The sequence below is a fragment of the Lentzea sp. NPDC058436 genome (genome assembly GCF_042721515.1).
In the GTDB taxonomy this organism is placed as follows: Bacteria; Actinomycetota; Actinomycetes; order Mycobacteriales; family Pseudonocardiaceae; genus Lentzea.
On the sequence record NZ_JBHXLF010000005.1, the window covers coordinates 382,556 to 395,050 of the forward strand.

At 71.5% G+C, this 12,495-nt stretch carries 10 protein-coding genes; 5 read left to right on the plus strand and 5 right to left on the minus strand.

Features of this window, described 5'->3' with window-relative positions; all coding sequences use genetic code 11:
• Positions 1-11: 11 nt before the first annotated feature.
• The gene (locus ACFWN2_RS23030; protein ID WP_382430406.1) at positions 12-647 is read right to left on the minus strand and encodes a TetR/AcrR family transcriptional regulator; all 636 of its coding nucleotides are present in this window, start codon (positions 645-647) and stop codon (positions 12-14) included.
• 241 nt (positions 648-888) lie between these two features.
• Between ACFWN2_RS23030 and ACFWN2_RS23035 the strand changes: the two genes are divergently transcribed.
• The 3 genes from ACFWN2_RS23035 (at position 889) to ACFWN2_RS23045 (ending at position 5,323) form a co-directional block, all read left to right on the plus strand.
• Complete coding sequence (locus ACFWN2_RS23035; protein WP_382430408.1) at positions 889-1,704, plus strand: alpha/beta fold hydrolase; 816 nt, start codon at positions 889-891, stop codon at positions 1,702-1,704.
• Positions 1,705-1,708: 4 nt separating this feature from the next.
• Positions 1,709-2,575 (plus strand): VOC family protein, encoded by an 867-nt coding sequence (locus tag ACFWN2_RS23040; RefSeq protein ID WP_382430410.1) that lies wholly within the window; start codon positions 1,709-1,711, stop codon positions 2,573-2,575.
• 90 nt (positions 2,576-2,665) lie between these two features.
• Positions 2,666-5,323, plus strand: a complete 2,658-nt coding sequence (locus tag ACFWN2_RS23045; RefSeq protein ID WP_382430412.1) for a LuxR C-terminal-related transcriptional regulator — start codon at positions 2,666-2,668, stop codon at positions 5,321-5,323.
• A gap of 32 nt (positions 5,324-5,355) precedes the next feature.
• Here the strand turns inward: ACFWN2_RS23045 and ACFWN2_RS23050 are convergent, their stop codons facing one another.
• On the minus strand, positions 5,356-5,718 hold the full coding sequence (locus tag ACFWN2_RS23050; protein ID WP_382430414.1) for a MerR family transcriptional regulator: 363 nt from the start codon (positions 5,716-5,718) through the stop codon (positions 5,356-5,358).
• A 93-nt stretch (positions 5,719-5,811) separates the two neighbouring features.
• Here ACFWN2_RS23050 and ACFWN2_RS23055 point away from each other — a divergent pair, with 93 nt between their 5' ends.
• Positions 5,812-6,147 carry an EthD domain-containing protein gene (locus ACFWN2_RS23055; protein WP_382430415.1) on the plus strand — a complete coding sequence of 112 codons (336 nt, stop codon included), beginning with the start codon at positions 5,812-5,814 and terminating at the stop codon, positions 6,145-6,147.
• Positions 6,148-6,186: 39 nt separating this feature from the next.
• Here the strand turns inward: ACFWN2_RS23055 and ACFWN2_RS23060 are convergent, their stop codons facing one another.
• Together ACFWN2_RS23060 and ACFWN2_RS23065 are read right to left on the minus strand one after the other, a co-directional pair.
• Positions 6,187-7,443, minus strand: a complete 1,257-nt coding sequence (locus tag ACFWN2_RS23060; RefSeq protein ID WP_382430417.1) for an NAD(P)/FAD-dependent oxidoreductase — start codon at positions 7,441-7,443, stop codon at positions 6,187-6,189.
• Positions 7,444-7,479: 36 nt separating this feature from the next.
• Complete coding sequence (locus ACFWN2_RS23065) at positions 7,480-8,886, minus strand: MFS transporter (protein WP_382430419.1); 1,407 nt, start codon at positions 8,884-8,886, stop codon at positions 7,480-7,482.
• A 291-nt stretch (positions 8,887-9,177) separates the two neighbouring features.
• Between ACFWN2_RS23065 and ACFWN2_RS23070 the strand changes: the two genes are divergently transcribed.
• The gene (locus tag ACFWN2_RS23070; protein WP_382430421.1) at positions 9,178-11,142 is read left to right on the plus strand and encodes a prolyl oligopeptidase family serine peptidase; all 1,965 of its coding nucleotides are present in this window, start codon (positions 9,178-9,180) and stop codon (positions 11,140-11,142) included.
• Between the two features lie 3 nt (positions 11,143-11,145).
• On the opposite strand, the gene ACFWN2_RS23075 is transcribed toward ACFWN2_RS23070, so the two are convergent.
• On the minus strand, positions 11,146-12,429 hold the full coding sequence (locus ACFWN2_RS23075; protein WP_382430423.1) for an NAD(P)/FAD-dependent oxidoreductase: 1,284 nt from the start codon (positions 12,427-12,429) through the stop codon (positions 11,146-11,148).
• Positions 12,430-12,495 lie beyond the last annotated feature (66 nt).

Here is a 12,495-nt window from a genome sequence, read left to right on the forward strand (position 1 = left end):
CCGGCCGGCGATCACGCCCCCGCGACGCCGCGGGACTTCGCCAGGCCGCGGATCAGCGAGAGGAACGCGCCGACCTCCGCTCCGTAGGCGAGCCGGTCGAAGCTGTTCGACACCGCGAGGCCGTCCGTGAGCGCTCGCCCGAGCACCGCCAGCTCCGCCACCAGCGCTTTGTCCGCCTTGGCACCGTCAGGCGCGAAGATCGGGGTGAGCGCGTTCACCCAGGACCCGTGGGCGTTGTCCCGGATGCGGCGCACGGTCGGCTGGACCGCCTCGGCGTCCTTCTGCGGGCCGACGGCGACGGCGACCAGGAGCCTGAGGTAGTCCGGCCGCTCGTCCAGCGACGTGCACGCGGCGGAGAACCAGGCCTCCAGGCGCTCGATCGGCGCCAGGTGGTCGAACGCGGACGGGCTGGGGAACAGGGCGTGCAGTTCCTCGAACGTGCGCTCCAGAAGAGCGGCGAGCACGCCGAGCTTGTTTCCGAAGTGGTAGTAGATCGAGCTCGCCGGAAGGCCCGACTTCGCGCACAGATCCGAGATGGCCATGCCGTCATAGCCCTTTTCGCCGATGAGAGCACGAGCCGCGTTCAGAATGTCGTCGCGACTGCTCAGACCCGCGGCAGTCGGCGCGGAGCCGGATTCCCTCACCATGAGTTCATATTAAGTGGACCTTGCCGACCGTCTGTCAACGGGCGACCGGAGTGTCGGCCCTGATCCCCACATCCTAGAGTGATCACTACATACAAGAGAACGGGCATCCGGCCGGAACCATCCACAACGGACCCCGGCCGCAGCCAGCCTCCTCCCTGAGCCATGACCTCCCATCAGCTCTGGATACGATCTTCCCACCGATGTAGAGTGAGCGTTACATACACACGATGGGAACCGCACCATGACGAGCACAGTGGATGTCGGAGACGCGGAACTGGCCTACACCGACATCGGTACCGGCCATCCGGTCGTGTGGCTGCACGGCTCCGGGCCGGGCGCCACCGGGATGAGCAACTTCGGCGGGAACCTGCCCGCGTTCGCGGACTTCCGCAGCATCGTGGTCGACCTGCCCGGCTGGGGCAGCTCCAAGCGGCCGGAGAGCGACGAACCGCTGATCTTCCACGCGGCGGACCGCGTCGTGCGCGCACTGAAGACCCTCGGGATCGAGCGGACCCACCTGGTCGGCAACTCCTACGGCGGCGCCGTCGCGATGCGGATCGCCATGAAGTACCCCGAGCTCGTGGACCGGGTCGTCCTCATGGCGCCGGGCGGTGTGCTGCCGACGGACGCGCCGCCGTGGCCCGTCGGACTTGAGCACCTCTTCGGCTACATGGCCGCGAAGGACCCGTCCCGTGACGAGATGGCCAAGTTCGTGCGCCTCATGGTCTTCGACGAGACGCTGGCGACCGAGGAGCTCATCGACGAGCGGTACGAGTCGAGCCTGCGCGCGCACCCCGAACTGCCGATCCCGCCGAACTTCGGCGACCTGACGCCCGACCTCCGGCTCATCAGCGCGCCGGTGCTGCTGGTGTGGGGACGTGACGACCAGACCGTCCCGCTGTCCTGGGCGCCCAGGATCCTGCACGGCATCCCGAACGCGGAGCTCCGCGTCCTGCCCGACTGCCGCCACTGGGTCCAGTACGAGCGCGCGCCCGAGTTCAACCACATCGTTCGCGAGTTCCTCGAAGGCGGCGTGACCGCAGCGGCGAAGGGGTGACGTCGTGGGTATCAGGAAGCTGGGCTATGTCGGGTTGAACGTGACCGACGTGGACGCGTGGACCGATCTGCTGTGGCGCACGCTGGGTGTGGGTGTCACTGATGCGAAGTCGGGTACGGACACGATCGCGTTGGCGGAGATGGACGAGTTCAAGTACCGCCTCGCGCTCTACCCGTCCGCGGTGGACTCGCCGCGTGAGATCGGCTGGCTCGTGGACACTCCCGCGGAGTTGGACCGGCTCACCGGCCGCCTGACCGGCGCCGGTTACGTCGTCGCGGAGGGCACCGACGAGGAGCGTGATCTGCGGGGTGCGACGCATCTGCGGTGGTTCACCGATCCGGTCGGGTTCCGCGTGGAGTTGGCGGTCGGGGAGTTCAAGGCCCGCGTCGCCGCCGAACGCCCCGCGGGTGGTCCGGGGGTGACGGGGTTGGGGCATCTGGTGCTGGCCAGCCCGAAACTCGCCGAGTTGCGTGAGTTGTACGAGGTGGTGCTGGGGTTCGAGCTCACCGACTACCGGTCACCGGGCTTGTTCTTCCTGCGCTGCAACTCCACCCACCACAGCATCGCCCTGGGCACGGCGGAGACGGCGTCGATCCACCACCTGGAGTTCGAACACGCCGGCATCGACGACGTCGGCCGCGCCCACGACCGCGCCCAGGCCAACAAGGTCCCCATCTCCATCAGCCTCGGCCGCCACATGAACGACAAAGCCCTCTCGTTCTACGTCAAGAACCCCAGCGGCTTCCACCTCGAAATCGGCTGCGGCGGCATCACCGTCCCCCACGACTGGACCCCCCACGACTTCGGCCGCGCCAGCGTCTGGGGACACCACCACACCGACACCAACCCCTTCGCCGTCACGGACCAGTAGCGACACCCCAACCCCCAGACCCCGCCGCCGTCACGCCGCACCCGAGCGGTGTGACGAGCGGCGGCACCAACGAGGCGTGGTGACTGGATCATGAACCGCGGAAGCTCCCCGCTGAAGCTCAAACGGAACGCGGCACTCCTGCGGCTGAACGAGATCATGCGGTCGGGAACGTCCCGGCTGGTGCTGGTCGTGGACCAGCCCGGCCCCGGACGGTCCACCGTGGTCGACGACTGGCTCGACGCCAGCTCGCCGCTTCCCCTGGTGTTCAACGCCCGCTGTCCCGTCCCCACCGCGGGCAGGACGTTCGCCGCGCTCAGCCTGCTGCTGAGCGGCATGCCCCGCCTGTACCTCGACGGCCTGCCGCTGCTGCGCGACCTGTCACCGGGCGCGGATCCCGTCGGTGTGGCGGAACAGCTGACCGTGCTCGCGGGGAGGCTGAGGTCGGCGGGCCCGGCAGTGCTCGTCGTCGACGACGCCCAGTGGGTGGACGTGGCCTCGATGCGCGCCCTGGGTCTCCTGGTGCGCGAACTGGGCATCGCCCCCGTGATGACCGCGCTGGTCCTGCGCTCGGACGACACCAGCCCCGCGGTGGCGGCCGAACTGTCCGGGTTGCTGGCGGAGGTCGACGGCACGAGGCTTGAGCTGACCTCAGGCCACGACCGGCCGATGCCCGTCCGGCGGAGCCCGGCGGTACCGGCGTCCGCGTGCGGCTCGGAGTCCGTGCTCGACGGCGTTCCCGGTTCGCTGGAACTCATGGTGTACCAGCAGTTGCTGCGTCTTCCCGCCGACGCGAGGAGCCTCGTCGAGGCCGTGGCCGTCGTGGACCGCCGCGGTCCGCTCGACGTCGTCGCGGCGATCGGCAGGGTCGAGGACCCGGTCCGCGCGCTGGCGGACCTCGTGCGGGCCGGGCTCGTGGAGTGGTGGCCCTCCGACAGGACGACGCCCGTCGCCGTGCGGCACTCCTCCCAGCGCGACGCGGTGCTCGCGATGATCACGCCGAAGCGACTGCGGCAGCTGCACGAGGCGGCGGCCGAGGCGACCTGCGGCGACACGTCGTGGCGCCACCGGATCGCCGTGCGCTCCACCGGACCGTCCGAACGGCTGGCGGACGAGGTCGAGCAGGCCGCGCACGTCCACCGGCGCGCTGGGCGCCTGAACCGGGCGAGCACCCTGCTGTTGTGGGCGTCCAAGCTGTCCGAGAGCCAGTGGACCAGGGAGTGCCGTCTGCTGACGGCGGCCGCCTACAGCATGTGGATCGACGACTGCTCCAAGGTCACCGCGCTGCTGCCCCAGGTCCGCGACTGCGCGCCGAGCCCGTTGAAGGATCTGGTGCTGGGCGCGCACGGCGTGATGAACGGGACCGCCGGTGACGTGGAAGGCCTGCTGTTCCGCGCGATGGCGACCACCGAGGGCGTCGAGGGCATGGAGTGGGTGTTCATGATGGCCGGCACGTGGCTCGGCCTGGAGCTCCTGAACTCCGACTGCGAGCGCTCGTTCCCGGTGCTGGACCGTGTGCTGTCCGGTCCGGTCTCCGACCTCTGGCTCACGGCCCGCGCGCGGGCGCTGGCCGGCATGGGGGTGGCGTTCTGCGAGGGACCCCGCGCGGGCATCAACGCGATGGCGGGGACGAGCCGCCAGGACGCCGGGCCGAGCCCGTTCGGCGCCTACCTCCTGACGGCCTCCGGCATGTTGCACGTGTGGGACGGGGACCTGACGGCCGGCAGACGCGAGCTCGACGCGGTGCCGGGAGGTCTCGCTCTCGCGTGCTCCTCGGCCGCCTCGTACCTGCTGGGAGACTGGGACACCGCCCTCGACAGCGCGACCAGGGCCGTCTCGGCCGTGACGGCGGACGACAGGTCGTGGGCGGTCTCCTTCGTCTTCGCGATCGCCTCCTGGGTCCCGGCGGGCAGGGGCGACCACGAACAGGCGGAGGCGATGCTGCAGACCGCCGAACGCGCTCTCACCGGTCTCTCCGCGGGCTTCCTGAGGTTCTCGCTCCCGGTCGTCGCGCTGAGCCGGGCGCTGCTCGCCCAGGCCAAGGGCGACAGCGAAAGGATGCTGAGGGCGTTGTCCTCGGTGACGATGCTGCCCGATCGGGGCATGAAACGGGCGTCGGCCGCCTGGTGGTTGCCGGTGTACGTCGAGGCCCTGATCGACACCGGTGACCTCGACAGGGCCGAGGAGGCGCTCGCCGACCTCGGAGACCTCGCCGGGAGGATCGACTACCTCCGGCTCGTCCACGCGTGGCTCGAAGGACGTCTGCTGGAGGCGGCCGGGGACCCGTCCAAAGCCGTCCTGGCCTACCGGTCGGGCCTGGAGCAGGCACCGGGGGTCGACGAGGTGCCGCTGCACCGGGCCCGTCTCGAACACTCCCTGGCCGTCGCGCGGAACCCGGCGGGCGAGGACTCCTGGGCGTTGCTGCGGTCCGCCGCGCAACGCCTGGACGCTCTGGGCGCGACCGCGCTGGCCCACCAGTTCCTCCCGTCCCCCGTGCAGGCGCCGCCCGGTCCCGTGCCGCCCGCCCCGGTGCCGCCCGCGCCGGAGACCGGCACGCTCGCGCTGCGCGGCCGTGAGCACACCATCGCGCTGCTGGTCGGCCGCGGGCTGACGAACCGGGAGATCGCGGGCGAGCTGTTCGTCAGCACCAAGACCGTCGAGTACCACCTGAGCAACATCTACGCGCGCCTGAACCTGCCGAACCGGCGCCACCTCCGCGACCACGTTCAGCAGCACACGCGGAGCGAGTAGAGCTGGCTCGGCGGTCTTCAGCCGGCGGACGGTCACGCCCGGCGCGCGTACCGGGCCGTGGACGCGATCAGCTCTTCGAGGGCGTCGATCGCGCTCGTCATCTCGCTGACCACGCCGCGCAGACGGTCCCGTTCGCGCACCATGACGGCCTCGGCGTCCCGCGCGACCTGTGCGGACGGGGCGGTGGCGAGGCAGGGCAGCAGTTCGGCCACGGTCGCGCTGGTCAGTCCCGCGGCGAAGAAGGTCTGGATCAGGCGCACGAGCCGCACGTGCTCGTCCTCGTAGAACCGCTGCCCGCTGGGCGATCTGGTCGACACGAACAGGCCCTGCTGCTCGTAGTACCGCAACGACCGGCGGCTCACCCCGGTACGAGCAGCAAGCTCACCGATGCGCACGTGGCCCTCATCTCACCGCTTGACCCTGACATTGATGTCACTGTTTAGCGTAGCGAGCGCACGACTCAGAACCCTTGCCGCGAAAGGCTTTCCGTGATCAAGCTCGCCTTCCTGGTCAACCGCGTCCCCGGCATGAGCGCCGAGGACTTCCAGCGCCACCACCGCGAGGTCCACGCACCGCTGTTCACCTCCATCCCGGAGGCCGACCGGTACGTGCGCCGGTACACCGTCTCGCACCCGGTCGCCGCGGAGAACTACCCGGAGCCCGCGCACGACGGGCTTACCGAGATCTGGTTCGACACCTGGGCCGACCACGACGCGTTCTTCGCGTCGGAGAACTACCTGAGCAAGGTGCGGCCCGACGAGCCGAACTTCATCGACTTCTCGACCGTCGGTGTCATGGTCACCCACGAGACCGTCGTCAAGTGACGGGTGTGAGGCCCCGTCCAGGGCCTCACACCCGTCACCTCACACGGCTCCGCTCCAGGGCGAGCGGAGCGGGTCGAAGGGGCGGAGCTCGGGCAGCGCGGACCCCGTCATCACCTGCTGTGCCAGCAGTTTGCCGGTGACGGGCCCGAGGGTCAGGCCCCACATGCCGTGGCCGCCGGCGACGTGCACACCGTCCATTGCGGACTGACCGATCAACGGCAGCCCGTCCGGCGTCAGCGGCCGTGCGCCCACCCACGGGTCCCGGACGTCGCTCCAGTCGGCGCCGTCGACCAGGGGGTGGATCGAGCGCAGGATCGCGTCGAGCCGGCCGCGGTGGAACGGCGCGTCGCGGTCGGCGATCTCCATCGTGCCCGCCACGCGGACGCGGTCCCCGTACGGCGTCAGGGCGACGCGGACACCGGGCAGGTAGACCGGAGCGGCGAGCGGTTCCGCGAGCGCGATGCTGCACGAGTAACCGCGTCCCGCCTGGACCGGGACCCGCACCCCGAGCCGGCGGCCGAGTTCCGGCAGCCACGCGCCGGTGGCCAGGACGACGGCGTCGGCGTGGTGGGCCGGTCCGGTCCACGTCTCGACCTGCAGGCCGCGCGGCCCGTACCCGGTGGACCGCACGTGGGCGCCTTCGACGATCTCGCCGCCCCGCTTGCGCACGGAGTCGGCGAGCGCCTCGGCGAACGGACCGGGTGCCACGAAGCGCTGGCCTTCGAGGTGCAGGACCCGTTCCACCCTGGAGGAGAACGGCCGCTCGTGTCCGTGGGTGTACCGGTAGTCCACGGTCTGCCCTGCCGCGCGGGACGCGGCCAGCTCGTGTTCCAGGCCGGAGGGGTCCTCGCCGGCCTGGAACCCGATGCGGATGTCTCCCTCGTGGACGTCGGCCGCGACGCCTCCGTCGACGAGTTCGCCGAACGCGCCGAGGCTGCCGACGCACAACGGTCCCAGCGCGATCATCCCCCGCCGCCACCGCGACGCCGTCGAGTTCCGGGTGAAGCCCGCCATGAACGCCAGGGTCGAGGCGGACAGCCGCCTCGACACCGCGACCGGCGAGCCGGGGCTGAGCAGACCGCGCACTCCCTCGCGCAGCAACGCGGGTTCCGGCAGCGGTGCCGTCATCGCCGGCGTGAGGTAGCCGGCGTTGCCCCACGAGGCGCCCGCCGCGACGCCGGAGCGGTCGAGGACGGTGACGTCGGCGCCGTGCTCCTGCAGGTACCAGGCGCACGAGAGCCCCACGGCCCCGGCGCCGACCACCACTACTCGCTGCGGCGGGGAGTGCTTCTTCATGGTGTGTCTCCTAAAGATGGTTCAGCTCGCGCTGGTTCAGTTCGCGCTGCGACCGCGCGGCAGGGCCGCCGCGCTGACCAAGGCGACGACCGCGATCACGGCCGTGATGGCGAGGGCGGTGACGAAGCCGCTCCAGGCGGAGACCCCGAGCTCGGGCAGGACCGCGATGGTGAGGAGGCTTCCCGTCACCTGCGCGCCCAGCGTGCCGCCGACGCCCCGCATCACGTAGGCCGTGCCGCTCGCGCTGCCGATGCGTTCGGCCGGCACGTTCGCCATGACGACGTTCATCGCCTGCGCAAAACCGAGCCCGGTGCCGATGCCGATCAACGCGGACGCGGTGGCGAGCTGACCGAAACCGGGCTGCCCCGCCAGGAGGACGGCCGGCGCCGCGACCAGCGGCACGCACGACACCACGAGCAGGTTCCGCGCGCCCACCAGTCGTTCCAGCGGAGCCGCGAGCGGTGCGGAGAGCCCGCCGAACAACCCGAGCACGGTCAGCAGGAGACCGGTCATCAACGGACTTTCGCCGAGACCGTAACCGGAGGCCAGCGGGGCGGCGACGATCAGCGGCAGCACCACGAACGTCGCGGAGTTCACCCAGCCGGACGTGAAGCCGACGACGTAGGTGATGATCACCGGCCGCCCACCGGCCCTGAGGTCGACCAGCGGCTGCGCGATCCGCCGTTCGAGGACGAAGAACGCGGTCAGCAGCACCACGGCGGCCGCGAGCAGGAGCAGCACCAGCGGGGAACCCCACCCGGCGCTGGGCACGAAGGTGACGCCCAGCAGCAGCGCGATCAGTCCTCCTGCCAGCAGCGCCGCGCCCGCCCAGTCGATCCGTTGCCCGGTGTCCGGCCTCGTGTCCGGCAGGAAGAGCACCATGGCCAGTCCGGTGAGGACCAGCACGCCGAGCGGGATCCAGTAGATGAAGTGGTAGGACAACGCGGCGAGCAGCGGACCGGCCAGCAGGCCGCCCGCGATGGTGCCGAGTCCGGCCATGGCGATGACGAGACCGACGCCGCCCTTGCCCGACGACCCCTCCCGCAGCCTGCTCAGCGCGGTGATGGACAGGGGCACGAACCCCACCCCGACGCCCTGCAACGCCTGGCCGAGCGCGAGCAGCACGATCGAGTCCGCCAGCGCGGCGCACACGACACCGAGGCTGGTGATGGTCAGCACGCCGAGCAGGACCCGCTTCGGCCCGTACACGTCGGACAGCCGCCCGACCAGCGGCACCGAGACCGTGCCGGTCAGGAGAAGACCGGTGAACACCCAGGCGATGGCGGCGGTGGACGCGCCCACGGCCTGCTGCAGGATCGGCAGCGCGGGCGCGACCATGCCCTCCAGGGTGGCGTAGGTCAGCGCGGCCACGCACAGAACCACGACGGACGCGGTGGGGTGCTTCGTCGTTCGTGTTCTGTCGATTGCCACTTCGGTCGACATCGGCTACCTCCTGGCGGAAGAGGGCGCGCCGTCACCGGCGGTGAGGTGAACGGTGCTGGGGTGGGCTGGGGTTCCGAGCCGTGACTCCTGCGCGAAGCCCTGGACCGTCCTCTGTGGACATGTCGCCGAACCGGGCCCCGTGCCTTGACCGAGAAGCATCGGCGGTGCGACGCCGTCGCGCCCCTGACAGTTGTCAAGCGTCGGGTCACCACAACGCGACATCTGTCACTCGCCGGCCCGCCGCCGCGCGCCTACGTTTCGCAGGAGGACAGCACCGCGGTCGGGAGAGCCATGGAAGACGACGTCCGGTACAGCGCGACCTGGCGTGGGGTCACCGAGTTCTTCACGCTCGCGCACTCCCCCGGCCGGGTCAGGGCGTCCGACTTCACCGAGGTGTCTGGCCGTTCCTCCCGGCAGGACGTGGTCGCCACGGCCACCGTGTGCGACTCGTTCGACGAGCCGTTGCGCCGGGTCGTCGTCCGCATCCGCGACGGTGAGATCTCATTGCTGAGCGACGGCAAGGCCGACGCCCACTCGGCCACCTGGTCCGCGGACGGCGCGTGGATCGCCTACCTGGCGGCGAAGGACCCCGGCCGCTGCCACCACGTGTTGCACGTCGAGGGCCTGCACGGCTACCAGCAGATCCTGCTGCCGGGTGTGGCCGAGCAGTACGCGTGGTCGCCGTCGGGGCACTCGATCCTGGCCGGGGTCGCCGATCCCGGTGCCGAGGTCGCGGGAGCGGAGGGCTCGGGCCAGCGCCCCGGTACCGCCGGCTCGGTCCACTGGCTGCCGTCCGTCGACACCGCCACCAGCAGGGCGCCGGGACGGACGCTCTGGCTCGTGGACGCCAGGAAGGGCACCAGCCGCCGCGTTCCGACCGGCAGCACGGTGTGGGAGGCCGGCTGGGCCGGACCGAACCGGGCGGTCGTCGTCGAGTCCGACGGCGCCACCGAGAGCGACTGGTACGTCGCCCGTCTCGCCGTCGTCGACCTCGCCACCGGCGTCACCACCGAACTCCATCGCGGAGACCGCCAGCTCGGTCGTCCCGCGGGGTCCCCGAACGGCCGCTGGGTCGCCGTCGTCGAGGCGGACTGCTCGGATCGCGACGTCATCGCGGGCGACCTCCTGCTGTTCGACCGCGACGGTCGCGCGCGGACGGTCGACACCCTGCGGGTCGACGTCACCTCCGTCCGCTGGCTCGACGACCGCCGGCTGAGCTTCACCGGCGTGCGCGGGCTGCACAGCGTCGTCGGCGTCCACAACGTCATGAGCGGCCAGTCCAAGGAGCTCTGGGCGACCGAGGCAGGTCTCGGCGGTCTGCACAGGGCGGACGCCTACGTGCGGCCCGACGAGACGGTCGTCGCCGCCGTGCAGGAGTACCGGCGACCGCCGTCGATCGTGCGGCGGTCCGCGACCGGCAGCGAGGTGCTGGCCACCGCCGCCGACGCCAGGACCGAGGTGCTCAGGAACCAGATCGGGAACTGCACCGCGATCTCGTGGGAGGCACCGGACGGCGAGACGGTCGAGGGGCTCCTCGTGACCCCGGACCGCGACGGGCCGCATCCGCTGGTCGTCTTGCTGCACGGCGGGCCCGTCTTCGGGTTCCGCCCGCGGTGGCTCGGCCACACCCCGCTCGTCGCCCTGCTCGCGAGCCGCGGGTACGCCGTGCTCTGTCCCAACCCGCGCGGATCCTCCGGCCGCGGCAGGGAGTTCACGGCGGCCGTCTTCGAGGACGTCGGCGGTGGCGACGGCGCCGACGTGCTGGCGGGCATCGACCACCTCACCGGCCTGGGCCTCGTGGACCCGGACCGGATCGGGGTGACGGGCGACTGCTACGGCGGTTACCTGACCTCGTGGCTCGTGACGCAGGACGACCGCTTCAAGGCGGCGGTCCCCGTCGCCCCGGCGACGCACTGGCGGACGATCTACTCCTCCAGCAACATCCCGCGGTTCGTCACCAACGTCCTGCGCGCCAAGCCGGGACCGTCGGGCGACCTGTACGACAGCCGCAGTCCGCTCACCCACGTCGCGAACGTGCGCACACCGTGCCTGAACGTCGCCGGCGCGCTGGACCTGTGCACCCCCGCCGCCGAGGCCAGGCAGTTCCACCGCGCCCTGCTCGACCACGGCGTCGAGTCGGCGCTCGTCGTCTACCCGGCCGAGGGGCACGGCATCCGCACGTTCCCGGCCGTGGTCGACCACTGCACGCGCGTGCTCGACTGGTTCGGCCGGTTCATGCCCGCAGGCGACCGCTGAACCTCAGCCCATCACCGTTCCCGAGTTGGCGGTGTTCACGCCGCGCCGCCGGGAGAACGCGCCGAGGTCGATCTCCAGCCCGGTGCGCGGCGCGAGGAACCGCACGGGTCGCGCGTCGTGGTCGGCGCCGTTCTCGACCTCGCCGACCAGCTTGGCCATCAGCTGCCCGACGACGGGCGCGTTCTTGAACTGGTTGCCGCTGGTGCCGATGGCGACGTAGAAGCCGTCGAGCTCGGTGCGGTCGTAGATCGGCGTCCAGTCGTCGGCCACGTCGTAGACACCCACGACGCCGCGCGGCCGGTTCGGCACGGCGAGGTTCGGCAGCCGCCGGGCGGCCCGCGTCACCTGGGCCTCGAACACGGCGGCCGTCGGGTGGACGTCGACGCCGTCCGGGTCGTCCGTCCACTGCAGAGGGTCGCACTCCGGTTCGGTTCCGCCGACGAGCAGGCCGCCGCCCACCTCACCGCGGAAGTAGGTGCCCAGGTCCATGTCGGCCACCGCCGGGCCCTCGTAGCCCTGCGCGACCGGCACGTGCGCGACCTCCTGCCGCATCGGGCGCACGCCGACGGTGAAGTCGGACCCCACGCCCGCCAGCCGGTTCAGGGCGCCCGACCACGGCCCGGCCGCGTTCACGACCACCGCGCAGGGCACGAGGGTTCCGTCCGCCAACCGCACCCCGGTCACCCGTCCACCGGACTTGTCGACGGCGACCACGGTGCTGCGGAACCGGAACTCCGCGCCGTGCGCGACCGCCGCGGCCGCGAGGTTGACCGCGGCGAGGCCGGGGTCGGAGACGTATCCCGCGTCCGGTGTGTACACGCCGCCGAGCGAGCGCTCGGAGTCCTCCCAGAACGCCTCGTCGTCGAGCCGCTTCGGCGGCCAGTAGCGACCGGTGTCGACACCGGGGAGGCGTTCGGCCAGCGTCGCGCTGTCCCACTCCTCGTAGGGCACGCCGATCTGGTCGAACAACGACAACCAGGCCCCGCGGGGAGCGGCGTCGACGTCCAGCATCACCAGCCCGGTCCTGCGGAACGCCGCCAGGTCACCGACGTCGTGCCCGAGGTGCCCCGCCCAGTCGAGCCAGCACCGGTACGACTCCCAGGCCGTCGCGACCCCGGAGTGGGTCGAGAAGTTGAACCGCACGATCGCGCTCGACGCCGACGTCGAACCCTGCCCCGCCCCCGGCGCCCGGTCCAGCACGACCACCCTGCGTCCCGCGCGTGCCAGTTCGAGCGCGATCGACGAGCCGATCACGCCGGCCCCGATCACGACCACGTCGGTCCCCATGCGCGTCTCCGTCCGTCAGGCAGCCGAAACCCGCTGCTCAGTCTCGTGGTGGAGCCTGCCGGGCAC

What these genes read in the sequence shown, in the direction of transcription:
- ACFWN2_RS23030 (WP_382430406.1), bottom strand. Translation starts at nt 647, where the DNA reads ATGGTGAGGGAATCCGGCTCCGCGCCGACTGCCGCGGGTCTGAGCAGT.
- ACFWN2_RS23035 (WP_382430408.1), top strand. Translation starts at nt 889, where the DNA reads ATGACGAGCACAGTGGATGTCGGAGACGCGGAACTGGCCTACACCGAC.
- ACFWN2_RS23045 (WP_382430412.1), top strand. Translation starts at nt 2,666, where the DNA reads ATGAACCGCGGAAGCTCCCCGCTGAAGCTCAAACGGAACGCGGCACTC.
- ACFWN2_RS23060 (WP_382430417.1), bottom strand. Translation starts at nt 7,443, where the DNA reads ATGAAGAAGCACTCCCCGCCGCAGCGAGTAGTGGTGGTCGGCGCCGGG.
- ACFWN2_RS23065 (WP_382430419.1), bottom strand. Translation starts at nt 8,886, where the DNA reads ATGTCGACCGAAGTGGCAATCGACAGAACACGAACGACGAAGCACCCC.
- ACFWN2_RS23070 (WP_382430421.1), top strand. Translation starts at nt 9,178, where the DNA reads ATGGAAGACGACGTCCGGTACAGCGCGACCTGGCGTGGGGTCACCGAG.
- ACFWN2_RS23075 (WP_382430423.1), bottom strand. Translation starts at nt 12,429, where the DNA reads ATGGGGACCGACGTGGTCGTGATCGGGGCCGGCGTGATCGGCTCGTCG.